The organism is Pedobacter zeae (genome assembly GCF_014196715.1).
GTDB classification, from domain to species: domain Bacteria; phylum Bacteroidota; class Bacteroidia; order Sphingobacteriales; family Sphingobacteriaceae; genus Pedobacter; species Pedobacter zeae.
In genome coordinates, this window is sequence record NZ_JACIEF010000002.1 from 627802 (window position 1) to 651879 (window position 24078).

At 39.5% G+C, this 24078-nt stretch carries 20 protein-coding genes; 8 read left to right on the forward strand and 12 right to left on the reverse strand.

Going from position 1 to position 24078, the window contains the following annotated elements; genetic code table 11:
- Positions 1–91: 91 nt before the first annotated feature.
- Complete coding sequence (locus GGQ60_RS09230) at positions 92–2509, reverse strand: outer membrane beta-barrel family protein (protein WP_183762739.1); 2418 nt, start codon at positions 2507–2509, stop codon at positions 92–94.
- 203 nt (positions 2510–2712) lie between these two features.
- Between GGQ60_RS09230 and GGQ60_RS09235 the strand changes: the two genes are divergently transcribed.
- The 6 genes from GGQ60_RS09235 (at position 2713) to GGQ60_RS09260 (ending at position 9682) form a co-directional block, all read left to right on the forward strand.
- Positions 2713–3720 carry a sensor histidine kinase gene (locus GGQ60_RS09235; protein WP_183762742.1) on the forward strand — a complete coding sequence of 336 codons (1008 nt, stop codon included), beginning with the start codon at positions 2713–2715 and terminating at the stop codon, positions 3718–3720.
- 69 nt (positions 3721–3789) lie between these two features.
- A complete protein-coding gene (locus tag GGQ60_RS09240) occupies positions 3790–4524 on the forward strand; it encodes a LytR/AlgR family response regulator transcription factor (protein ID WP_183762744.1) in 735 nt (244 codons plus the stop codon).
- Between the two features lie 293 nt (positions 4525–4817).
- Complete coding sequence (locus GGQ60_RS09245; RefSeq protein ID WP_183762747.1) at positions 4818–5285, forward strand: pyrophosphohydrolase domain-containing protein; 468 nt, start codon at positions 4818–4820, stop codon at positions 5283–5285.
- Between the two features lie 18 nt (positions 5286–5303).
- Positions 5304–5582, forward strand: a complete 279-nt coding sequence (locus GGQ60_RS09250; protein ID WP_183762750.1) for a hypothetical protein — start codon at positions 5304–5306, stop codon at positions 5580–5582.
- Positions 5531–6160: an alpha/beta fold hydrolase gene (locus GGQ60_RS09255; RefSeq protein ID WP_183762753.1), complete on the forward strand. Its 630-nt coding sequence runs from the start codon at positions 5531–5533 to the stop codon at positions 6158–6160. Before GGQ60_RS09250 ends, GGQ60_RS09255 begins: the two co-directional genes overlap by 52 nt.
- A 135-nt stretch (positions 6161–6295) precedes the next feature.
- Positions 6296–9682 carry a DEAD/DEAH box helicase gene (locus GGQ60_RS09260; RefSeq protein WP_183762756.1) on the forward strand — a complete coding sequence of 1129 codons (3387 nt, stop codon included), beginning with the start codon at positions 6296–6298 and terminating at the stop codon, positions 9680–9682.
- 238 nt (positions 9683–9920) lie between these two features.
- Here the strand turns inward: GGQ60_RS09260 and GGQ60_RS09265 are convergent, their stop codons facing one another.
- The 4 genes from GGQ60_RS09265 to GGQ60_RS09280 form a co-directional block, all read right to left on the reverse strand.
- Positions 9921–10742: an SDR family oxidoreductase gene (locus GGQ60_RS09265; protein WP_183762759.1), complete on the reverse strand. Its 822-nt coding sequence runs from the start codon at positions 10740–10742 to the stop codon at positions 9921–9923.
- A gap of 47 nt (positions 10743–10789) precedes the next feature.
- Positions 10790–11722 (reverse strand): NAD-dependent epimerase/dehydratase family protein, encoded by a 933-nt coding sequence (locus tag GGQ60_RS09270; RefSeq protein ID WP_183762762.1) that lies wholly within the window; start codon positions 11720–11722, stop codon positions 10790–10792.
- 130 nt (positions 11723–11852) lie between these two features.
- Positions 11853–12452 carry a Crp/Fnr family transcriptional regulator gene (locus GGQ60_RS09275; protein WP_183762765.1) on the reverse strand — a complete coding sequence of 200 codons (600 nt, stop codon included), beginning with the start codon at positions 12450–12452 and terminating at the stop codon, positions 11853–11855.
- A gap of 48 nt (positions 12453–12500) precedes the next feature.
- Complete coding sequence (locus GGQ60_RS09280; protein ID WP_183762768.1) at positions 12501–13082, reverse strand: thymidine kinase; 582 nt, start codon at positions 13080–13082, stop codon at positions 12501–12503.
- A gap of 122 nt (positions 13083–13204) precedes the next feature.
- Here GGQ60_RS09280 and GGQ60_RS09285 point away from each other — a divergent pair, with 122 nt between their 5' ends.
- Positions 13205–14374, forward strand: coding sequence for a DUF8457 domain-containing protein (locus GGQ60_RS09285; protein ID WP_183762771.1), 1170 nt, complete (start codon positions 13205–13207; stop codon positions 14372–14374).
- 181 nt (positions 14375–14555) lie between these two features.
- Here the strand turns inward: GGQ60_RS09285 and rodA are convergent, their stop codons facing one another.
- The 7 genes from rodA to GGQ60_RS09320 form a co-directional block, all read right to left on the reverse strand.
- On the reverse strand, positions 14556–15818 hold the full coding sequence (rodA, locus tag GGQ60_RS09290) for a rod shape-determining protein RodA (protein WP_183762774.1): 1263 nt from the start codon (positions 15816–15818) through the stop codon (positions 14556–14558).
- A gap of 2 nt (positions 15819–15820) precedes the next feature.
- On the reverse strand, positions 15821–17830 hold the full coding sequence (gene mrdA, locus GGQ60_RS09295; protein ID WP_183762777.1) for a penicillin-binding protein 2: 2010 nt from the start codon (positions 17828–17830) through the stop codon (positions 15821–15823).
- Entirely contained in the window at positions 17830–18345 is a 516-nt protein-coding gene (locus GGQ60_RS09300; RefSeq protein WP_183762780.1) for a rod shape-determining protein MreD, read from the reverse strand. The genes mrdA and GGQ60_RS09300 overlap by 1 nt, the downstream gene beginning before the upstream one ends.
- Positions 18338–19177 (reverse strand): rod shape-determining protein MreC, encoded by an 840-nt coding sequence (gene mreC / locus GGQ60_RS09305; protein WP_183762783.1) that lies wholly within the window; start codon positions 19175–19177, stop codon positions 18338–18340. The genes GGQ60_RS09300 and mreC overlap by 8 nt, the downstream gene beginning before the upstream one ends.
- Before the next feature lie 94 nt (positions 19178–19271).
- Positions 19272–20294 carry a rod shape-determining protein gene (locus GGQ60_RS09310; protein ID WP_010601761.1) on the reverse strand — a complete coding sequence of 341 codons (1023 nt, stop codon included), beginning with the start codon at positions 20292–20294 and terminating at the stop codon, positions 19272–19274.
- A gap of 219 nt (positions 20295–20513) precedes the next feature.
- Positions 20514–22040 (reverse strand): bifunctional phosphoribosylaminoimidazolecarboxamide formyltransferase/IMP cyclohydrolase, encoded by a 1527-nt coding sequence (gene purH, locus GGQ60_RS09315; protein ID WP_183762786.1) that lies wholly within the window; start codon positions 22038–22040, stop codon positions 20514–20516.
- Between the two features lie 194 nt (positions 22041–22234).
- Positions 22235–22603: a winged helix-turn-helix transcriptional regulator gene (locus GGQ60_RS09320; RefSeq protein ID WP_183762789.1), complete on the reverse strand. Its 369-nt coding sequence runs from the start codon at positions 22601–22603 to the stop codon at positions 22235–22237.
- Positions 22604–22679: 76 nt separating this feature from the next.
- Between GGQ60_RS09320 and GGQ60_RS09325 the strand changes: the two genes are divergently transcribed.
- On the forward strand, positions 22680–24077 hold the full coding sequence (locus GGQ60_RS09325) for an MFS transporter (protein ID WP_183762792.1): 1398 nt from the start codon (positions 22680–22682) through the stop codon (positions 24075–24077).
- The last annotated feature ends 1 nt before the right edge of the window (position 24078 follow it).

Genomic DNA, 24078 nt, shown 5'->3' on the forward strand with positions numbered 1-24078 from the left:
GGTTAGTTGTTAGAACTGGTTAATCGGTTAACTGAATTGGATTTCTCAATTTTAACAGTTAACCGATTTATGCAATTAACCTTATTCAAACCTAATTTTTACCTACCCTGTTTTCCTCATCACTTGTTCCCGTTTGCCTCCTGCGGGCGGTTTTAATTTTCATATTTCCGAATTTATAGGTGAAACTTAAATTAATTCTACGGCTTTCCCATTCGTTCTGCCAGTAAGTTTTAATGTTGTTGTATTCCAGGTTGGCTCTAAATTTACTTGTATTAAAAATATCATTTACTTTTAGGGCCAGTGTTGCATTTTTATTCCAGAATGATTTTTTAGCACCAATATTTAACTGATAACTCCCCAAGCTGTGGAAAAGACCGGAAACTGAAGGAGAATCGTAATAAGCATAGGTTGACAGGCTATAGTTTTTAGGCAGGGTGATCGTATTATCCATCATGACCGACCAATTCCATGAGAAAGCGTTATAACCATTTCCCTGTACTGCCGATTCGGTGCGGTTATAACCAACCGAAACTTCGGTACTGTTGTTCCACCATTTGGTTACATCGAAAGGGCTGCCTGTGGCCATGTAAAAGTTTGTAGTTCTGTTCAGGTTTTCTGGTTTCGAGATACTTTCTTTTGTGTTATTGTTCTGATAAACCACTTCCCATATCGAACCGTCGCTTACCGAATAACTTAAGGTAAGTACCCTGAAGTTTTTGATGGAGTAATTAAATTCAAAGCTATTGGCGTAAGATGGTTGTAGTAACGGGTTGCCCTGTAAAGCTGTATATGGGTCAGAATAAAAGGTAAAAGGGTTTAAGCTACTGTATGATGGCCTGTTGATGCTCTTACGGTATGCCGCGGTTACAAGGTTGTTGGAATCGATTTTTAGCGAAACAAAAAGCGTTGGGAAAAGCTTCCAGTATTTTCGGTCAATCAAGGTATTCGTGCCTGATGAACTGCCATTACCAAGGGTTTGTTCTGCACGTAAGCCCGCTTTGATCTGGATCGTTTTAAAACTTTTGTCAAGAGAAAGATAACCTGCATTGATATTCTCATGGTATAGAAAGGCGTTTGTCCTGCGGGGATCATTAACCCAGCCTTCCGTTTTTAACGAATCGAAACGCACATCGCTCTGCGATCTTACCCAGCTGCTCTTCCAGCCGGTTTCCATTTTTAATGTTTTTGAAAAATTGATGCTATAATCGGCCTTGATCGAATAGATAGAAACCTTGCCCATGCCTTTGTTACGTAAATTGATTGGATTGCCGATCAGCTGATCATCCGTATCGAGATAAGTATTGGTAAAGGTTTCGTCTTTGCTGTTATCGTATCGAACATAATCTGCGTCAACACCCAATTCTCCACCCAAGGTATCTGTTTTAAAACGGTAGTTTAGATTAAGGGCATGGTTTTTTTCGGTATTACTTTGAGGATTGAACATTGATGTTGCCCCCATTTTTATGCCGGCCGCATTATAATTAACCGAATTGCTGTTTACTTTTGTTTCTTCAGGAGCACTAAATCCTTTCACCATTAGTCCCAAGGTATGTTTGTCGTTGATAAAATAATCGGCACCGGTAGCGTAATTTAGGCTGTTGGTTACCGGATGCCAGAAATTAAGCTGGTTATATTGTTCGGTGTCAATGGTCCTGTTTAACGTTAACCTGTTGTATGAATTATAATGTCCGGCATCTAACCGTATATAAGTGCTGAGCTTTCCGATATTATAATTGAGGTTGGTTCCGGCATAAACTTTTTCATAACGGCCGTAGCCGCCACCCAGGTTCATGTTCCCGTTAAAGCCCTGCATTTTATTTCTTTTGAGTTTGATGTTGATGATCCCAGCCGTGCCCGCCGCATCGAAAGCAGATGGAGGGTTGGAAATCAGTTCTATTTTGCTCAGTACTGATCCGGGCAACGATTTTAGGTAAGTGGTTAATTCCAGGCCCGTCATATAACTCATTTTTCCATCGATCATTACATTGATTCCATTTTTCCCCTTCAGTATGATGTTGTCATCCTTATCCAGTTTTACCCCTGGCGATCTGCTGATTACTTCCAAGGCATTATCGCCTGCAGTATTCATCTGTTCTACGTTTACGATCACACGGTCTGCTTTTTGATCAATTACCGGCATTTTAGATATAATGTTTACCTCTTTCAGGTTTTGAGCCTGGTCTGCCAGCATAATTACCGGAACCTTAACAGCCATAGCTTTTACCTCGAATGGTTCAGATTGGTTTTTTCCATAACCCATCATTAGGGCTTTGATCAGATACCTCCCTGATTTAACATTGCTGAACTCATATAAACCTTGTTGGTTAGTGACTTGCGAAGCAACTGAAGCCGAATCGGGTAAGTGGATTAATGCTACTGATGCATAATCGAGAGCTTTTTTACTTTTGTCGGTAATGGTTCCTGATACCTTAATGTTTTGAGCAAAAGCAGTTTGAAGGTTAAAAATAAGTAGGGCAAATAGAGCAGATTTAAATAATAGCTTCATCATCGTTTGTTTTATATTGACGGTTCAAAGATGAAGAGGCTGCATGAGGCTAAAAACTATATAATCCCAACCCTTAAAAATATTATCCCAATGCTTTTTGAAGCAATAAAAGGTGTTCATCCTCTAATGTCAGGGGTTGGGATAATTATTTGCATGTTTGGAATAAGAAAATAGGCGATTAGAAAAGCTTTGTATAGTTTTAGGCCATGAAAACAGTTAAAATTATTTCTATTCACATCGTGTGCTGGTTACTTATATTGGGTTATTTCTACGGAGGCGTCTTAATATCTGGAACTACATTTAACAAGATTGCCTTTAATGTATCCATGAATTTTATCCAGTTGATAGAATTTTATATCTGTTACCTATGGGTATATCCACGGTTTTTAAAGAAAAATAAAGTACCACAGCTCATTGGCGGTATTCTGTTTACGATGGCAGTATTTATATCTCTCCGTTATTTAATAGAGGAGGTGCTTTATTTAAAATGGTTTGGTTTTCATAATTATGACAGTAGAGTTACCGCCTGGGAATATATATCTGATAACATTTATTGGACTATTGCTTTTATTGTGGTGCCCGCTGCGGTTTATGGTATTGAACAGAGTTTTAAATCGGAGCAGGTGAACCGTAAACTTAAGGAAGAAGTGGTGAAAGCGGAACTTTCATTTTTAAAATCGCAGATCAATCCGCACTTTTTGTACAATACCTTAAATTATGTTTACTCCCTGGCTATTCCCGTTTCCGACCAGTTGGCCAATGCTGTTTTGCGTTTATCAGATCTGATGCGTTATACCCTAAATGATAGTCCGGATGGTAAAGTAATTTTAAGTAAGGAAGTGGAATATTTAGAGAGTTATATAGCACTTTTTAAAATGCGTTTTGAACCAAAGTTTTATGTCGATTTTATAACGGAGGGGATTACTGACCAAAAAATAGCTTCGCTGATATTGATCCCATTTGTTGAAAATGCTTTTAAACATGGTGTGGTGAATGATGAAGCCCAGCCAGTGCGCATTAAGTTGAAAGTGCATAACAAACGGTTAAGTTTCGAGGTAAGCAATAAGATCAGTCACGCGCAGAAAGACCACTCCAGCGGTGTTGGTATGGTTAATATCCACCGCAGGTTAGATTTGATTTACCCCGAGAAACATGAATTGTTGATCTCTAATAATGGTAATACCTACAAAAGCACTTTGATCTTAAATCTCTAATGGATAATTTGCATTATTGAAATACTTTATTAAGCTTATTCCTAAACGCTAACCCCATAACCGTTACCTATGATCCGTTGCCTCGCTGTTGATGATGAATCTTACGCTTCAGATATTATTGCTGCCTTTATTAATAAAACTCCTTTTTTAACCTTGATTGGAACCACTACCAATGCTTTTGAGGCACTTAACCTGGTGCAGGAAGGAAAAGTAGACCTTGTTTTTTTAGATATACAGATGCCTGAATTAACCGGGATTCAATTTTTAAAGATCTGTGGTGGCAAATGTAAGGTCATCTTAACCACGGCTTATCCCGAATACGCTTTAGAAGGTTTTGATCTTGATGTGGTAGATTATTTGTTAAAACCGGTCTCGTATGAGCGTTTTTATAAAGCAGCTACTAAAGCGCAACAAATTTTAATGCCTGTAGTACCCACTCCGCAGGAAGTTGCTGTACAGCCGGTAACACAGGGAAATGATTTTATTTTCATTAAAGGGGATACCAAGAACAAGTTTATCAAGGTGAATTATAACGATATACTTTACATAGAGGGGTTGAAGAATTATGTTTCGGTATATACCGCTCACCAAAGAATTGTGACCTACCAGGCACTGCGGGAGCTGGAAACTGAACTACCACAGCCGCCTTTTTACCGGATACACAAATCGTACATTATCTCCATCGAAAAAATTAAAATGATAGATGGAAACACCGTTTATATTAACGATCAGGCCATTCCCATTGGCGACACCTATAAAGAAGAATTTTTTAAAGTGGTGAGGGAAGGAAAGAAAAACGGTTAACCTGGTAATTGAGGAATAGTTAAATATTGTTGAATTGTCAGATTGTTCAATTGTTGGGATTCGTCTTTCAATTAACCAGTTTCAACAGTTAACCGATTAACCATTTTAAACAGTTTCTAGTTGGCAATTTGAAGTTAACAATTTAGCAATGCCGCAATTTAGCAATCCAGTTGGCAATTTGCAGTTAACCAATTTAAACAGTTAACCAATTAACCCTTTTATCATGTTCATAAATTCTCCCCAGAATTTCTCCCGATTTTTTTAAGTTTGCCAAAGATTAAATCAAAATCACCATGCAGGAAACTAATTCGCTAAGCCAGGTTGCAGAATTTCATACTACTTTTAAACATCCTATTTTAGAAAGTCCGGTTATCCCTTCCAAACAGAGGGCCAATTTACGTATTGCGCTTTTAGCTGAAGAATTGAAAGAATTGCAGGAAGCAGTAGACAATAATGACCTGGTAGAAGTTGCCGATGCCCTTTGCGATTTACAGTATGTTTTGGCTGGTGCCATTCACGAGTTTGGTCTGGGTGGAAAATTTAAAACGTTGTTCGACGAGGTGCACCGCTCTAACATGAGTAAGGCCTGTAAAACCATAGAAGAAGCAGAGCAAACTATTCAGTTTTACCTGGATAAAGATCAGACCGAATCTTATTATAAAGAAATCGATGGATTGTTTTTGGTATTCAGAAAATCAGACGATAAGACTTTAAAATCGATCAACTATTCGCCAGCTGATTTAAAGTCACATTTGGTTTAATACATAAACAAGCTCGAATTGAAAAGGCTAAAGCAAATTGTAAACTGGCTTAAATTAACACAGGAAGCACCTGATGCCGCCTTAATGCGTGAATTTATTTTTTATTCACCCAAAATGCCTTTACGCCTTCATCAGGAAGAGCTTATTGCCGCATCAAAACAGTTTAGTCTTCAGGTTTTTGATACCTATTTTACCAAAGCAAACGTGACCATTAACTGTTTTAGCTGGGGAAACGGAACAGGAAAGTGTTACTTACGCACGGCTGGGCTTCAAAAGCTTTGGATTTTTATGAGTTGATTATTGAGCTCCAAAAAATAGAAGATTTAGAGATCATTGCTTTTGATGCTCCAGGAAACGGAAGTTCAATTTCTGAATTTTCCAACCTGATGTTATATGCCGATTCAGTAACATCTATTGCCTTAAACTATGCAAAACCTGATATCCTGATCGGACATTCACTTGGTGGTATGGCCAATGTAATTGCATTACAGGCACTTGGTATAACGTCCCATCTGCTCATTAGCATTGCGCCATTAATCAGGCTGAAAGAGAACTTTGAGCAAAGCTTAAATTCGGTAAACATTGAAGCTAAAGACCAGGATATATTTTTTAGCAACTTTGCCAAAGAATTTTCTATGCCGGTGAGCCACTTTAACCTGACTGAACTGTATGAATTAGGTCCGGACGTAGATCATTTTCTGGCCTATGATCCCGCTGATCACATTTCGCCTTATCCATTTCTTAAAGAATTTTTAGATCAATATCCTGCAATCAGTGCAAAATCTTTTGAAGACGTAGGGCATTATAAAATCCTCAGATCGGTTAATGTAATTGAAGATATTGTAAAGCGGATTTCTGCTCTTCAAATGCGATAAATTGTTGTAGAGAAATGTAGCTTCATGCAATTCGAAATGACGGTTCCCTTGATCAATTGTGCATAAAAACCTTAGAAGAGGGTTTAGTTAAAAACGTATTAATGATTACTTTTATCACTTAGCTATTTAATATAAATGAGTGAACAGGTAACAACACATCCGGTATCAGAACAACATCCTTACGATTATATTTTAGAGGATTTTAACCTGAAAAATCTGAGCCAGATTGTTATCCTCAAACATTTAAGCGGACTGATCCATACGGATGTTAAAGGCTTTTACCAGCTTTTCCCTGAACAGATTGAGCTGGATTTTGCAGCCTTTAGCGATGAGGCTTCCGGATTACCTTTCCCAATTGTTTTGGTTCAGCAAAATGAAAACTCCGTAAAACTTTCCTGCCGTTGCACAACGCCGAAGTATAAACTTTGTGAGCACCAGGCAAGGGTTTTGTACAATATCCTCCAACGCCAGGATCTGCTCATTTTTTTCGATAGCAACCTGAGGAAACAAAAGCTTGCCAAAATTGCGATTGATTACGGATTGGAAAAGGAAGAGGATCTCGACCTTTTGTTTAATCTTCGATATGAAGACGGCCAGGTAGTGATCCGGCCGAAGATGGATGCCCTCCAGCCATTCAATAAAGAAATCCAGCAAAATCTGCAGGAACTTTTACTGCCGGCAAACAAATCCGGAACAAAAATGCCGGTAAAAAACGATCTGGGTAAAATGATCCTGGTTTTGGGGCAACACCGGTATTACAACCATTTAACAGTAGAGTTATTCGAAGCCGGAATTACTAAAAATGGCAAGGTTAAAAATCCTTTAAAACTAATTAACCCAGCCGATTTAATATTTAAAACAGAAGATAGTCACCTGCTGAAGTTTTTTAGCGGAATTACCACTTTTCAACAGAACTATAATCATGATCAAAGCGATGGGGAAATTGAAGCCTTAAAGGCGATTGTGAAAAACCCGCAAAAGATCCCGTTTTACCTGCAGGACAGTAAGCCGTCCGGGATGATCCAAGCTTCAACCCTTACTGCGGTTGAGGCGCATCTATTGGATGTAGACTTGCGGCTTTCAGTAAATCAACGCCATGATTATTATGAAATCACCGGCCGATTGATTATCGAAGGAAAATCATATGAGTTGGATAACCTGGTATTGGTACATCAGTATTTTATTAAACTTAACAACCAACTATATTTAATCGGGAGGCTCGATTTTCTACGTGTAATTGGTTTTTTTAAAAAGCAGAGCAATAGATTAATCCTGCACAAAACCAAATATCAGGAGTTTCAAAAGGTTATCCTGGTGCCTTTAGAAGGAAGTATCCATGTCGATTATTCTTATTTAAAACCTGCTACCAAAAGCCAGATCGAAGAAAAAGGTTTCGACCTTGAAAACGAGCAGCTGATCTATCTGTCAGAATCTGAAGATTACATTCTCATCACGCCGGTAATGCGTTATGGCAACCTGGAAATCCCTGTGTTATCTAAAAAGCAGATCCAGGCACAGGATAAACTTGGTAATCTTTTTACCTTGCACCGCGATGAAAAAGCAGAACTGCAGTTTATTGGTAACGTTTTGAAACAGCATCCTTATTTTTACGATCAGGAAACCAACGATTCTTTTTACCTGCACCGCAAACGGTTCCTGGAAGAAGCCTGGTTCCTTGATGCTTTTGAAACATGGCGAAATAAAGGGATTCATATTTTAGGCTTCAACAAACTCAAAAACAATAAACTGAGTGAATTCCAGGCGAAAATTAACATCGAAGTATTAAGCGGTACCGATTGGTTCGAAACCAAAGTAAAGGTAAAGTTTGGCAAGCAACAGGTTGCATTAAAGCATCTCCATAAATCAATCCGGAATAAAAGCAGGTTTGTAACGTTAGATGATGGAACCCAAGGCATACTGCCCCAAGAGTGGATAGAGAAATTCGCAGCTTATTTTAGTGCCGGCGAAGTAACCGAAGATGCCATTCTTACGCCAAAAATTAAATTTGCATCTATAAACGAGCTTTATGAAGATGCTTTACTGGATGGTGATGTAAAAAACGAATTGAAACTGTACAGGCAGAAATTTGAAGGAACCGGTTTCATCAAAGAAGTGGAAATACCAAAAGGTTTAACAGCTACCCTTCGCCATTACCAGAAAGACGGGTTAAACTGGCTCAATTTTTTAGATGATTTTAATTTTGGTGCTTGCCTGGCCGATGATATGGGCCTGGGTAAAACCATACAGATTTTAGCCTTTATGTTGTCGCAGCGCGAAAAAGTAAAACACAATACCAACCTCGTGGTGGTTCCTGCATCGTTGATTTTTAACTGGAAAGCCGAAGCAGAGAAGTTTGCTCCATCTATCAGGGTGAAAACCATTTATGCAGGCGAAAGGACAAAAACCACAGATGCTTTCGATAACTACGAGATCATTTTAACCTCTTACGGAACGCTGCTTTCTGATATCCGTTTCTTAAAAGATTATCGCTTTAACTATATATTTTTAGATGAATCGCAATTGATCAAAAATCCCGATTCACAGCGTTATAAAGCGGTCCGGATGCTGCAATCGAGAAATAAAGTAGCCATAACGGGTACACCAATTGAAAATAATACCTTTGATTTATACGGGCAGTTGTCATTTGCTTGTCCCGGTTTATTTGGCAGTAAACAACAGTTTGCCGATTTATATTCAACCCCGATCGATCAGTTTAAAGACAGTAGAAGGGCAGAAGAGCTCCAGAAAAAAATAAGACCGTTTATTCTTCGCAGAACAAAAGAACAGGTAGCGAAAGAGCTGCCCGATAAAACGGAAATTGTAATGTATTGCGAAATGGGAGCAGAACAGCGCGAAGTATACGAGGCGAATAAGAAAGAAATTCAGGATTTTATTTTAGGTAAACAGGAGGATGAGCTGCCTAAAAATTCGATGCACGTACTCAAAAGTATTACCACCTTGCGGCAGATCTGCAACTCGGCCGAGTTATTGGCTGATGGAAAATCCTATCTACAGGCTTCTTCAAAAATTGATGTGTTGATGGAACAGATCGGGAGTAAAGCCGGAAAACATAAAATTCTTGTTTTTTCTCAATTTGTAACCATGCTCGATCTGATTAAAAAGCAATTGGAAAAACGTGGCATTAAATATGAATACCTTACCGGGCAAACCCGTAAAAGAGCAGAAGCAGTTAGCTCGTTCCAACAAAATGCTGATATACCGGTTTTTCTGATCAGTTTAAAAGCCGGGGGCACCGGATTAAATTTAACCAAAGCCGATTATGTTTATTTAGTAGACCCATGGTGGAACCCTGCGGTAGAAAACCAGGCCATAGATAGAGCGTATAGGATCGGCCAGCATAAAAATGTGATGGCAGTACGGCTAATCTGCCCTGATACAATTGAAGAAAAAATCATGAAGCTGCAGGCGACTAAAAAAGACCTGGTGAACAACCTGATCCAGACAGATGGAAGTTTGTTTAAGAATTTAACCAAAAAAGAGTTGCTGGGCTTGTTGAGTTAAATGGTTTTGCTATTGGTTTATTGAGATAATTAAAATGCCTCACAATGATTTTCGTCATATCGAGCGAAGTACAACGCAGTCGAGAGATCTATCGAACTTAATTCGATTACTATTTATTCGTGGTGATAATTTTTGGCCTCTTTGACTTATGCGATCGTCATGCTGAATTTATTTCAACATCTTTCTTGCAAAATAGACCCTGAAATAAATTCAGGGTGACGAAAGTAAGAAGAGATTTCTAAATCACCACCTCAAACTCATAACCCAGAAATTCTGGAACATTTATGCTCTCCACAATTTTCCAATCCTTCTTTTCTGAAATAAAATCAGGCACCACGAGTCCCGTGGTTTTGGCCGCGTAAGTGTAAAAATCCATTTTTGCAGGATGGTTTGGCGAGCAGGCATTATACGTTCTGCCGAATGCCTGTTTTTCTAAAAGTTTTACCGCAATACCTACCGCATCTGTTTGGTGGATCAGGTTTACCGGCGCTAAACCATTTGGTATATTATTTTTTCCGGCAAAAAACCTACCCGGGTTACGATCAGGACCAATTAAGCCCGCAAAGCGAATCACTGTGCAGTTTTCTGGAAATAATTCTTTAAACAGTATTTCGGCAGCTAAAACGACCCTTCCTGAATCGGTATCAGGATTGGGCTTGCTGGTTTCATTTACCGTTTTGTTTTCATCTGCATAAACACTTGTCGAACTGATTAATACCACATGTTTGGATTTATCTTTTGCAAAGGTCAAAATTGAATTTATCTTGTTGGGATAATCAGGGAGCTCTGTGGAATTGCGCTTCGGAGGGATACAGATAAATAAGGTGTCGGCCTCAAAAAAAGCTGGATCTGCTTTAACCGATTCTGCTGTAAAATCAACTAAAAATGGCTGTATATTTTCAGCTTCAAGCATGGTTAACTTATCCTGACTTGTGGTAGAACCTTTAACCGCATAATTTAACCCGATCAGTTTTTTGGCAAGGGCCAATCCGAACCAACCGCAACCTAAAATCGATATATTTTTAACATTGCTTTCGTACTTGGTATTATCTTGAATCATTGGTGCCAAAGATAAATACTTGGCACCATAATTTACACCGGCTCATGTCAATTCTGCTTTTTATACAGTGTTTTGGATAGGTTTAAAATCCCGTCGTAATAAGTGGTAGGTTTAAAGTTGAACGCCTTTTCAAATTTGGTTGAATCGAAATGATAGTCATGATCATACTGGTAGTACATTTCTACGGTGCCTGCAACTACCTTTTTAAATAAACCTACTAAGCGTAGCATCAGTTTATTAATGGTTAAATATTGAGGCTTGGTTGCATAAACCTTTGCAGCCATTTCGATAAAAGCTTTACCGGTTATAGGAGCTGCGGTGGGCAGGTGCCATACCTGGTTCCCGGAATCGGGTGTTTGCCCCAACAGGAACAAAGCTTTTCCGGCATCTTCAATGTAAGTAAAACTGTGCAGTGTATTCGCGTCACCTATCCATTGAGCTTTGTCTTTTTTAGCAAATTTATCAAGAACCATCATGTCAAGAAAGCTGTTCATGGAGTCTGTTCCGTAAAAATCGGCGGCACGGGCAATGGTTACGTTAATGTGGCCTGCTTTGCTCTCATCCATTAACTGCTGAGCTACTTTTGCCCTTACTTTGCCTTTCAGGCTGCAGGGTTGGTAAGGTGTATCTTCAGTCATGGGGCCATTTACCAGGCCATACATATAAACATTATCGAAAAAAATTAGCCTGGCACCGGTACGTTTGGTTAAGTTAATTACATTTTGAATGATAATGGGCCATTGTTGTTGCCAAATTTGGGCATCGTAAACCAAGCCGGCACACAGGTATATTACTTTCGAACCCTCGGCTGCTGCGAAAAGTTCAGCTTCATTTAACAAATCGGCCTTAACCCAGCTTAAATTGGGTTGGTCTGTAGAAATCGGTTTGCGGCTAACTAATCTGGTGGTTTCGTTAGTTTTGATTAATTCTCTCGTTAGTGCGTTTGCTGTTGGTCCGCCGGCGCCAAGTATAGTATGCATGTCTTCGTTTTTTTGATTAGTTCAAAGTTATGCCGCATAGAACCACGAAAACGTTAACAAAAGATAAGGATTTTAGATTATTCAGATTTGACAACTTTAATAGTTGTTTACCACGAAGTTGTCAACTCTTTTATTGCAAAAGTGTTCGTTTGCGGATACGGGAAAGTGAGACAGGCGTAATGCCTAAAAAATTGGCAATAAAGTGTTGCGGAATACGCTGGAAAATATCTTTAGCCGTTTTTTCAAGCATGGTGTAACGCTCTTCGGGGCTTTGGGTAATAAAGGCAGTAACCCTGTCTTCATAACAACAGATGTAATGTTCTGCTACCAGCCGGCCAAAGCGCTCCATTTTTAAAGCTAATAACGGATGACTTAACATTTGTTGAAGATTTTGATATGAAATCATCACCAAGTCTGTTTCTTCAATTGCCTGAATATAATTGGTGTTGAGCGTGCGTTTCAAGAAACTTTTATATGCACTCATCAACTCATTTTCAAAGCTAAAATATCCGGTAATTTCCTGTCCGTCTTTAATATGGTAGTAACGAACGGCACCACGGGTAATAAAACACATGTAGTCGCATACTTTTCCTTCAACGATAAAATGTTCCTTTTTCTTTAGCGTGGAAAAACTCAGGTGTTGACTTAAGATTTCCCATTCATCTTCTTCAAAGGTGACAAATTGAGCTAAACCGGTTCTAAAAGCATTGATTTTACATTGTTTATCCATATCAATAACAGATCATGTTTAAAGATACAGTTTAATCGGGAATAGCGATTATCTTTTATCGAGATTATAACATGCCCTGCAGCGCGGCTCGTAACTTTCTTTTTCGCCCAATAAAACAGTAGCTTCGTCAGCAACAGTCCGGTAACTGTACAAGGCAGGGTTTCCGCAGCAAACACAAACCGCATTTACTTTGGTAACGTGTTCGGCAATGGCCATTAAAGCCGGCATCGGGCCAAAGGGTTTACCTGTAAAATCCATATCCAGGCCGGCAACAATAACGCGTATGCCTTTAAGGGCCAGCTTGTTACAAACATCTGGCAGTTCATCATCAAAAAACTGGGCCTCATCTATACCCACTACCTGCGTAGTGGTACCCAGTAATAAAATGGCCGATGCACTGTCGACAGGGGTAGAGTTAATGGAGTTTAAGTCGTGAGAAACCACCGCAGTTTCGTGGTAGCGTGTATCGGTACGGGGTTTAAAAATTTCGACATTCAGTTTAGCAATCTGAGCTCTTTTTAACCTTCTGATCAGTTCTTCGGTTTTACCCGAAAACATGGAACCGCATACCACTTCAATGCTGCCCGAAAATTCGCCCCTTCTTCTAAAATTTTGTTCGCTAAATAACATGCCTGTTTTTTTATGCCCCTATGTCCGTTCTATAATTTTAAACCGAACAAATATGAGAATTATGTGTTATTTTTGAACACATAGTTACCAACATAAATCGACTAATAATTCGTTTTAACTTTATGATGAACCAACAAGATATTTTCAGAAAGATCGGTAGTATTTTAACAGAATTAAATGAGCAATACCAGTTTTTAGCCCAGAATCCTCAGCAATTAAACGATTTGGAACTGGAACTCTTTTTAGCCAATGCCCATTTCCTTTCTGATCATGTTAATATCGTCAAAAAATTAAATGCCACAATAGAAAATAAACAGACCGAGCCTGGAAACCATGCCTTGTTGGCCGAACAGAATACCATTATCTTGCCGGAAGCCGAAAAAAGTTATTTGGAAGATGAGGAGTGTTTTGATCCGCAGGAACTTGAAGAGGTGGTAGCAGCCGAGGAAGAAGAGGAACGGGTGGATATGAAGCCGGAACAGGAGGTTATTGATGATGAAATTAGTAAGGAAGAAAAAGCCGAGACGCTTTTAAAGAATGATTTTTTCAAACCTGATCAGGATGACCACACTTTCGAATTTGTATTGAATGCGCATGATGAAAACGATCAGTTTGATTATGAAGCAAAACCTGTAGAAGAAATTTTCGACCGTCCATTAAGTAAAGAAGAGGCAGAGATTTTAGCTCAGAAAAAGAAAATACATGAAAAAGAAGAAGCTTTAGGGGTACAGCCGGAGCCTATATCAACACAAGAAGATGAAATTGGTCCGGAACCTTTTTTAATTCGACATGTAGAAGAAGAACCACCAATAACAACTGAAGAACCGGTTGCAGTTGGTAAAGAAGAAGAACCGGTTTCTGTGTCAAGCCAACCCATTGAGGCGCTTAGGGATGTCAAACTGGATGATCCTGTTATTTCGCCACCTGTTGAGCAGGAGCGGCCTTTATTTCGGCCCGAAGCTGTTCCTGTAAAACCAGCTCCACAACCTGCTCCAAGCTTAAACGATCTGCTTGCCAAAACAAACGGAAAAAGCGAGCAGCCTGTTAAAGCGCCAATTGCTGATTTAAAGCAGGCAATTAGCCTAAATGAAAAATTACTTTTTATTAAAGACCTGTTTGGCGGATATAACCTGGCCTACTCGGAAGTTATTGATATCATTAATAAAATGAGCAGTTTCGAAGCTGCCGACACCTACCTTCAAAATAATTACGCTGCGAAAAATAACTGGGCCAATAAACAGGCTACTGTTGATCAGTTTTACGAGCTGCTGAACAGAAGGTTTAGTAAGTAGGGTGATGGATCAGTAAACGACCGGTTTTCGTCATACTGAACTTGTTTCAGTATCTATCATGTATTTGTTGTTTATAACCAACATGCACGGGATTAGCATTTGTAATGCCGGTTAAAATTTATTCAGGATGACGCATCTCTGTTGAGGTATTGACTCCAGACTAAGGACTCCTGACTTAGGACTAAATAAATCCCATACGGTTAGAATCCAGTTTTAAAAAGATAAACAACAGGATGGTGAAACTCCATAATGACGATCCGCCGTAGCTGATGAATGGTAATGGAATACCGATTACGGGAATGATCCCAATCGTCATCCCGATATTGATAAACACGTGGAAAAACAGGATACAGGCCACACTATAGCCATAAACCCTGGAGAAGGTAGACCGTTGCCTTTCAGCCAGGTTGATCAGCCTGAGCAATAAGAATAGGTATAGGCCGATTACAACCGAACAGCCCACAAAGCCCCATTCTTCGCCAATGGTAGAAAAAATGAAGTCGGTACTTTGAGCAGGTACATAACCATATTTAGTTTGGGTACCCTGTAAAAAACCACGACCGGTTGCCTGCCCCGAGCCAATGGCAATCTGCGATTGAATTACATTATAGCCTGCTCCCTTGTTATCAGCCTTAAGGCCCAACATCAATTCGATACGGCTACGCTGATGGGGAGCTAAAACTTTTTCGTAAGCAATTTTAACCACAAAAAGATACACAATCGCAATAATGGTGACCAGAACGGTTGAAATAATGATTTTTTGTTTTCTCCTGTTATTATAAATGAAAAGTCCGCCAATGGTCGTCAGAATAAGGACTAGTACATAAGTTGGCACCAGGAAATCAGCAACAAACAATACAATCATTCCTAAGAAGATCAGAAGAAAATAGCCTGATAAACCCTCGCGGTATAAAGGGAACATAAAGGCAAGAAACACCAATGCCGAACCTGTATCGGGTTGCAACATGATGAGTAAAAGTGGCGCCAGTACAATAAGTCCGGCAATGACGATCGATTTAAAATCCCTGAATTTGGGATTAAACGTACTCACATACCTCGCCAAAAGCAGGGCGGTGCCAAATTTGGCAAATTCTGAGGGTTGCAGCCTAAAAGAACCAATAGGGATCCAGGCCTGGTTCCCGCCTACATTGCGGCCCACAAATAATACTACAACGAGTAAAAAGAGCGTAGCGCCATAAATAAAAGGTGCAAATACGTTAAATAACCTTCCGTCGAACAATAAGATCGATAAGCCCAATATCAGCCCTGTAATTACGTAAATTAGCTGTTTGCCATAACTGCTCGAAAAATCGAAGCCTGTTGCTTTATCGGGATTGTAGATAGAAGCATAAACATTGATAAAGCCAATTGCACACAATGCTATGTAGATTAAAACGGTAATCCAGTCTACATTAAAAAAGAAACGGTTTCCCTGTTGTTGCATCTTTATTTATTGGTTACAGGTTTATGGTTTACAATGGCTTGGTTTACTTTAGGCTTTTTAGTAGAGGTTTGCTTTATTATTGCCGGCTTTATTTTTAAACTGTCTTTAACCTTTTTAAGCGAATCTGCCTTTTTCAGGTTTAAACTATCCAATTTCGTCAATTTAACCTTTTTTGTCTTATCGATCAAAGCAGGTAAAAGATTGGTTTCTGAGAACGCTTTTACAGTATACCCATTAGAACGTGGTTTAATACTGTCAGTTAAATATTTTTCAACGATAAAACTCGATATTGGTGCAGCATAAGATCCTCCGTAGCCACCATTTTCTACAATCACGGCAATGGCAATTTTAGGTTGGTCCATTGGTGCAAAGCCGATAAATACCGAGTGGTTTTTGCCGTGTGGATTTTGTACCGTGCCGGTTTTACCGCACATGGTGATATTGGGTATTTGCGATTCTTTTGCTGTTCCCCATGGGCTGTTAACTGCATCTCTCATTCCGTTAATTACTATAGGGAAATATTGTGCATCAACACCTACATAATTTTTAACCACATACTCTTTCTTCACCACATTTTTATCGCCAATTCCTTTAATTAGGTGCGGTTTTAAATAATAACCACGGTTGGCAATGGCAGCCATCACATTGGCCATTTGCAATGGGGTAGAGGTAATTTCACCCTGCCCAATCGCCTGCGAAATTACAGTGGTGTATCCCCACCGTTTACCATAAATTTTATCATAATGTTCTGCCGGATAGAAGATGCCCTTTTTTTCGAAAGGCATATCGATGCCCAACTTCTGGCCAAAACCCCATTTCATGATCTGTTCGTGCCAGTGCGCATAGGTTTGGCGTTGGTTTTTCATGCCGTTTTTAGTGATGATGTTCTGAAAAACATGGCAAAAATAAGTATTGCAGGAACGGGCGATACCCCTTTGCATGTTAATGGTACCGTCTACGTGTTCGCATTTCACTTTATGGTTTCCGGCCATGTAGTAACCCGGACAGAAAAAGGTGGTATTTGGATCGATAGCGCCATCTTGCAAGGCAACAAGTGCATCAACCGGTTTAAATGACGATCCCGGCGAATACTGCCCTGCAATAGGCCGTATAAGCTGCGGACGGTAAGGGTTTGCTATCAAATTCATGTAGTTTTTTCCCCAATCTTTACCTACTAATTGGTTAGGATCATATCCCGGACTGCTCACGAAAGCCAAAATCTCTCCCGTTGCCGGTTCGATAGCTACAATTGCCCCTACCTTATTTTTCATCAGCTCTTCGCCAAGACGTTGAATCCTGATGTCTAAAGAAGAAATTAAGCGTTCACCTGATACGGCATTGACATCATATTTTCCATTGGCATAGCTGCCCTGGGCAATGTTTTTGGCATCGTACAAGGTATTGATCACCCCTTTTTCGCCACGTAAAAAATTTTCATAAGAACGCTCTAAACCGCTTTTGCCAATAAAATCGCCAGGTTTATAGTAACCTTCAGATTTTTCAATATCATCGGGGCTTACTTCCTTAACATAGCCAAAAAGCTGGCCGGCAATACTGTCCGGGTAATGCCTGATCGTTCTGTCCTGTGTTCTGAAACCCGGAAAACGGTACATGATTTCCTGCAAGCGGGCGTAACTTTGTACTGAAATCTGCCGTTCAAAAAAAGTGGACTGGTAAGTAGATTGTGCCCTTGCTTTTTTCAGTTTTTTACGCACATCTTCAACGGTAATTTCCAGGGCATTGGCAAGTGCTAAAGTATCAAAAGGTTTAACCTCATTTGGGATGACCATTAAATCATAAACAGGTTCGTTCTGCACAATTACTTTCATGTTACGATCAAGAATGGCACCACGGGCAGGGTATTTGTAAATTTTACGCAACACGTTACTTTCGGCAGAGCTGAACGCTTTATCGCTGATAATCTGGATATAAAATAATTTACCCAACAAAATCAGCGCGATTACAATAAATAATCCCTGAACGATATATTTCCGGTTAAATAACTGATCCATTAACGAGGTGTTCTTCTATAGAATATAAACTCTACCAATAAAATAATAAGCAGTGTAAAGATACAACTTAAGCCGCATCTCATTAAGGTATAACCAACTTCGGTTAACCTGAATGTTTCTAAAAAGAACAGCACCAAATGATGTGCAATAACGCAGAGAAAAGCATAAAGTGAAAACCATTGGAAACCCATATAACTTAAGGATGGTTCTGGGTCGTCAATTGCGTCGCGGTTTAAACTGATGGATATAAAGGATATTCTTACAAAAGCCAGCACCACGCAGGCCGTAGCGTGCACGCCCATGGTATCATAAAAGGCATCGAGGGTTAATCCTGTCCCGAATGCCAAAAGATATAATACAATGTTGGGTATGCCAAATGGAAGCAGAAGTAAAAACAGCACATAGATAAATGGCGTAGAAAGATCGTAAAAGCCCATATTCTTGAGCAGGAATATCTGCACAAAAAGTAGCAAAAACCACCTAATCACATTTACGATTATGATTCTACTATTCATTGGGTTTAACAGCGCTTTCTAAAGCTTTTTGCTCTTCAGCTTTTTTATATTTAACCACATATACGTATTGTAATGTGCTAAAATCGGTAAATAAATTAACTTCTCCCGATAGGAAATTATCATTGGTGGCTACGTTTGGCTTGCTGATCCTGCCTACTAAGATCCCTTTCGGAAATGAAGCAAAGCCCGAAGTAACGATGGTATCGCCAACGTACATCTTAATGTGGTTGGGTACCTCTTTGATAAAGGCTTTTTTGATATCAAAATTGCCATCGCCCCAAACCAACGATCCTAAAGCATTATTCTTTTTAAGGGTAACGCTGATTTTGGTGTCTTTATGCAATAACGATTGGATAGTTGCCAAATGTTCCGAAACATCGCGGATAAAGCCTACAACACCTTTTTGAGGAGCAATAACGGCCATTCCACTTTTAATGCCATCAATGCTGCCCTTATTGATGGTCATGACGTTATTACGCAAAGTAATGGAGTTTTTGATCACCTTGGCTGCAAGATAGGTATAATCCTGGTTGGTTACTGTATCAACAACTTTAACATCTTTAGCGGTATCAACGGTGGTTAAGCTTAACAGTTGGCTTTTAAGTTTGGCATTTTCAGCAGCAAGGCTATCGTTAACCATCCCAAGGTTTAAATAACGCTTAAAAACATTTAACCGCTCGTAAGCCGTGCCTACAATTTGGTTTGTAGAGTTTAAGGTTACGCTACGCTGATAGGAGTTGTTTTTCACCGTTAGGTAGATACCAACAGTAAAAAAGATAATAAAAAGGAAAAATGCGTTGTATCTGCTGATGAAAATCCAAAGGTTACGCATTTGAGTTTGGAGTTAAAAGTTCGGAGTTGGGAGTTAACAGTTTGGCGTATGAGTGGAAACTCCTAGCTCATAACCCCAAACTCCAAACTGAATGTTATTGCATTAAGAATTTATATCCACCAATATTTTTAAGGGCAATTCCGGTTCCGCGTACTACCGCACGAAGTGGATCTTCTGCAACGTGGACAGGTAATTTAGTTTTAGCAGCCACACGCTTATCTAAGCCTCTTAATAATGCACCACCACCGGTTAAATAAATACCGGTTTGGTAAATATCTGCTGAAAGCTCGGGAGGGGTAATCTCTAATGCTTTTAAAATCGCCTCTTCAATTTTAGAAATCGATTTGTCTAAACAGTGTGCAATTTCGGTATAGGAAACGGTGATCTGTTTTGGCACACCCGTCATTAAATCGCGGCCCTGAACTGCGAAATCAGCCGGGGCATCCTGTAATTCAGGTAAAGCTGCACCCACTTCAATTTTGATTTTCTCTGCAGTACGGTCGCCGATCATAATGTTATGCTGACGGCGGATGTAGTTTACAATGTCAGAATCGAAGTTATCACCCGCAACGCGGATCGATTGATCGCAGACAATACCCGATAAGGCAATCACTGCAATTTCGGTGGTACCACCGCCAATATCGATAATCATGTTACCCATCGGCTCCTCCACATCGATACCGATACCTACAGCAGCTGCCATAGGCTCATGTATCAGGTATACTTCTTTTGCCCCTGCAATCTCAGCGGAGTCGCGCACAGCACGTTTTTCTACCTCTGTAATACCGGAAGGGATACAGATAACCATACGTAAAGAAGGGAACATCCATCCTTTACCGCCGTTAAGCATGCGGATCATCCCTTTAATCATGGCTTCTGCGGCATTGAAATCGGCAATTACACCATCTTTCAGCGGACGAACGGTTTTGATATTATCGTGGGTTTTACCCTCCATTTGCATGGCCTGACGGCCAATGGCAATAACTTTGTTTGTAGTACGATCAAAAGCAACAATAGATGGTTCATCTACCACTACTTTGTCGTTATGTATAATCAGGGTATTCGCAGTGCCTAAATCGATAGCAACTTCTTGCGTAAACCAGTTAAATAATCCCATGTAAGGTATGTTTTCTTTATTTTATCAAATTTATACTATTCCTAATGTAAAAATAGCTTTTTTATTGTTTTAAGTTTTATTTTCTTCAGTTATTAAACTGTTTTTAAGACAATTAAAATATTCAGAAAATAAAACTTATAATTCTTAGTGCCGGATTGTGGTGATTGGAAGTTATCGATGTAAAACCTTCCGCCCTTAAACCCTCAACCTTCTACCTTTCTAGTGTTTAAAATGTCTTACACCGGTAGTTACCATGGCAATGCCTTTTTCATTTGCTTTAGCAACAGAGTCAGCATCTTTAATCGATCCGCCAGGTTGCAGTACAGCAGTAATTCCGGCATCGGCAGCAATTTCTACACAGTCTGGGAAAGGAAAGAAAGCGTCAGAAGCCATAGCTGCGCCTTTTACGCTGAAGCCGAAAGAAGCCGCTTTTTCAATCGCTTGCCTTAAAGCATCAACACGAGAAGTTTGTCCAACACCACTTGCAATCAATACATCGTCCTTAACCAACACGATGGTATTCGATTTGGTGTGTTTTACGATTTTATTGGCGAAGTACAAATCTTTCAGTTCCTGTGCAGTTGGTGCTTTATCGGTAACGGTTGTCATTTGCTCCGGCCCCTCGATAATTAAATCTTTGTCCTGCTCAATTACACCATTTAACAAAGTTTTAAATTGTTTTTTGCTCAGTTCTACCTCGTTACGTTTTAAAATAACGCGGTTTTTCTTTTTACTGAACAATTCTACCGCTTCCGGTTGATAAGAAGGTGCAATTAACACTTCAAAAAACAAGTTGTTAATTTCTTCTGCAGTCTCCAGGTCAACCTCCGCGTTGGTAATCAATACACCGCCAAAAGCCGAAACCGGATCGCATGCTAAAGCATCAATCCAGGCTTGTTTAACAGTAGGGCGTGAAGCAATACCACAGGCATTGGTATGTTTTAAGATCGCAAATGTTGGATCGTTAAATTCGTCTATCAGGGCAACAGCGGCATCCACATCAACCAGATTGTTATAAGAAAGCTCTTTACCGTTCAATTTTGTAAACATGGCATCTAAATCACCGTAAAATACAGCACCCTGATGAGGATTCTCGCCGTAACGTAAAGTTTTGGCTTCAGTTACACTTTGTTTGAAAACATCAAGCGGTTCTTCCTGGTTGAAATAGTTGAAAATTGCGGTATCGTAATGTGAAGAAGTATGAAAAGCTGTTTTAGCATACGATTTACGCTGCGCTAAAGTAGTTTCGCCATTTTGCGCTTCTAATTGTGCCTGTAAAGTCGGATAATCATTTTTAGAGGCAATAATCACTACATCGTTAAAGTTTTTAGCGGCAGCACGGATCAGGGAAATACCGCCGATATCGATTTTTTCGATAATCTCTTCCGGCGTTCCGCCAGCTTTTACGGTTTCCTCAAAAGGATATAAATCAACAATCACCAAATCAATTTCAGGGATATCATATTCAGCAATCTGTGCCTGGTCGCCGGCTAAGGCCCTACGGTTTAAAATCCCCCCAAATACTTTAGGGTGTAAGGTTTTAACACGTCCGCCTAAAATAGAAGGATAACCGGTTAAATCTTCAACTGCCGTAACCGGAAGATTCAAATCTTTAATGAATTGTTCTGTTCCACCGGTAGAAAATAACTGTACACCTTGTGCGGCCAACAATTTTACCAATGGTTCCAAGCCATCTTTATAATATACTGAGATTAAAGCGTTTTTGATTTTAATGGATTGACTCATTCTACTGAAAATTTTGAGCCGCAAAGGTAGTAAAACAGGGGGATTTATTTAGGTGATGAAACCAATAAAAATGAAATTATTTGTATATTTTTCTGAATGGGGTATTTTTTATCCTGAATAAGTATTTTCAGCTAGTGAAGCCACATCTGAAATTTATACTAGAAGATTGTATATCATGGTTTTACTTGTATTTTTTATTGCTTGCCGCTAATTTGGAAATTAGCATACCAATCTTCCAAAACATCTATTACCGGAAGAAGGGTTTTTCCTAATTCGGTGAGTTTATATTCTACCCGGGGAGGGGATTCTGCAAAAGCCTGCCGTTCAATAAGTCTGTCACGTTCCATTTCTTTCAGCTGTGTGGTTAATGTACCCTGACTTAAGAAATTCGTTTCGCGCTTAAGCTCGCCAAATCTTTTGGGGCATTTAGCAGCAATGGCTTTAATGAGCATAATTTTCCATTTACCGCCAATTATTTTAAATACGCCAGTCAACGAAGAGTCATTTAAAAATAAACCTTCGTTTGTAACTGCTTTATGCTCATTATTAGTACTGTTTTGCATACCTGGTACTGTTTAAATGACTACTTGATTGCCATTAAAGTCTTTTTTTCCTTTGAATCTTAAATATAAGAAAAGCATGAAAAAATACAGCAATTGGCTCCCTTTCCTCATCGCCTGTTCGGCCATATTTTTATCCGTTCTGGATCTGTTCATCGTTAATGTAGCGCTTCCTTCCATAAGAACGGGCATAAAAGGCACCCATGCCGAGATGCAGTTGGTCATCGTGATGTATATTATAGGTTATGCTTCATTTTTGATTACCGGGGGGCGTGCAGGCGAGTATTTTGGAAAGAAAAAAGTGTTTTTAAGCGGAATGCTGATTTTTACCATCGCTTCTTTATCCTGTGGTTTATCACAATCGGCTATCCAATTAAATGCAGCACGTTTTGTACAGGGAATAAGTAGTGCTTTTATGGTTCCGCAGGGGATTGCTTTTATCCCCGGTTTATTTCCTGATCAAAAGGAACGGGTAAGGATGCTCGGGATTTATGGCAGTATTGCAGGTACCGCTTCTGTTATTGGTCAGTTTTTGGGTGGATTGATCCCTGATTTGGGAATTGTTCAGCAGAGTTGGCGTTTGATTTTTTTGATTAATGTGCCTGTCGGACTAACTGCTGTTGTATTGGGTTTAAAATACCTGAAGGAACTGCCTGTTAAAACAAGCCGGAAATTCGATTTTATCGGCAGCCTTTTACTGATGTTAACATTAACATTTTTGATTTACCCGCTGATACAGGGCTGGGAGTTGGGTTGGCCACTTTGGAGTCTTTCTATGTTGTTCCTGTCATTAGTATTTTCGGTTATATTTATTAATTACCAGCGCTTAACGATAAAGACCGGAAATAGTCCGTTGATAAGTATAGGTCTTTTTAAAAATTCAGATTTCAGGATGGGGCTTTTAATTTCCCTGTTTTATTATCTTGTTCAGGATTCTTATTTTTTGATCAACACCGTTAATTTACAAAGCGGATTAGGGATAAGTTCTGCACATACCGGGATGTATTTTGTTTGCCAGGGACTCGGTTATGTTATGGCATCAATGTTTTTTACGCCTCTGGTGGCCCGTTATGGTAAATTTATTTCGCTAACAGGATCGATTATTATGATCGTAGCACTTGTTTTTCATCTGTTTCTCTTTAATTTAAGTGCTCCGGCACCATTTTACATCGTGATGGTGTTGTTTACATATGGGATAGGCTGCGGTACAATTTTACCGTCATTAATGACGATCTCATTAAAAAGCACTTCAGAAAATCAGATGGGTGCTTCGTCGGGCATCTACTTAACATTGCAACAGGTTTCAGTGGCGATAGGGGTTGCCGTTGTAGGGGGTGTTTTTTTCGGCAAGTTGCATTGCCCGAATGTAGCTTCGCAGTTTTCTGTAGCCTATCAATGGGCAACTTTACTCGATATAGGATTTCTTGTGATTGTTAGTGTATTGTTATTGCTGATGCCAAAAACCAAGAAGGTATAAT

Bases quoted from the DNA above. Each gene is read 5' to 3' on its own strand.
- GGQ60_RS09230 (WP_183762739.1), bottom strand. From the start codon at position 2,509: ATGATGAAGCTATTATTTAAATCTGCTCTATTTGCCCTACTTATTTTT.
- GGQ60_RS09235 (WP_183762742.1), top strand. From the start codon at position 2,713: ATGAAAACAGTTAAAATTATTTCTATTCACATCGTGTGCTGGTTACTT.
- GGQ60_RS09240 (WP_183762744.1), top strand. From the start codon at position 3,790: ATGATCCGTTGCCTCGCTGTTGATGATGAATCTTACGCTTCAGATATT.
- GGQ60_RS09245 (WP_183762747.1), top strand. From the start codon at position 4,818: ATGCAGGAAACTAATTCGCTAAGCCAGGTTGCAGAATTTCATACTACT.
- GGQ60_RS09260 (WP_183762756.1), top strand. From the start codon at position 6,296: ATGAGTGAACAGGTAACAACACATCCGGTATCAGAACAACATCCTTAC.
- GGQ60_RS09265 (WP_183762759.1), bottom strand. From the start codon at position 10,742: ATGATTCAAGATAATACCAAGTACGAAAGCAATGTTAAAAATATATCG.
- GGQ60_RS09270 (WP_183762762.1), bottom strand. From the start codon at position 11,722: ATGCATACTATACTTGGCGCCGGCGGACCAACAGCAAACGCACTAACG.
- GGQ60_RS09275 (WP_183762765.1), bottom strand. From the start codon at position 12,452: ATGGATAAACAATGTAAAATCAATGCTTTTAGAACCGGTTTAGCTCAA.
- GGQ60_RS09280 (WP_183762768.1), bottom strand. From the start codon at position 13,082: ATGTTATTTAGCGAACAAAATTTTAGAAGAAGGGGCGAATTTTCGGGC.
- GGQ60_RS09285 (WP_183762771.1), top strand. From the start codon at position 13,205: ATGATGAACCAACAAGATATTTTCAGAAAGATCGGTAGTATTTTAACA.
- rodA (WP_183762774.1), bottom strand. From the start codon at position 15,818: ATGCAACAACAGGGAAACCGTTTCTTTTTTAATGTAGACTGGATTACC.
- mrdA (WP_183762777.1), bottom strand. From the start codon at position 17,830: ATGGATCAGTTATTTAACCGGAAATATATCGTTCAGGGATTATTTATT.
- GGQ60_RS09300 (WP_183762780.1), bottom strand. From the start codon at position 18,345: ATGAATAGTAGAATCATAATCGTAAATGTGATTAGGTGGTTTTTGCTA.
- mreC (WP_183762783.1), bottom strand. From the start codon at position 19,177: ATGCGTAACCTTTGGATTTTCATCAGCAGATACAACGCATTTTTCCTT.
- GGQ60_RS09310 (WP_010601761.1), bottom strand. From the start codon at position 20,294: ATGGGATTATTTAACTGGTTTACGCAAGAAGTTGCTATCGATTTAGGC.
- purH (WP_183762786.1), bottom strand. From the start codon at position 22,040: ATGAGTCAATCCATTAAAATCAAAAACGCTTTAATCTCAGTATATTAT.
- GGQ60_RS09320 (WP_183762789.1), bottom strand. From the start codon at position 22,603: ATGCAAAACAGTACTAATAATGAGCATAAAGCAGTTACAAACGAAGGT.
- GGQ60_RS09325 (WP_183762792.1), top strand. From the start codon at position 22,680: ATGAAAAAATACAGCAATTGGCTCCCTTTCCTCATCGCCTGTTCGGCC.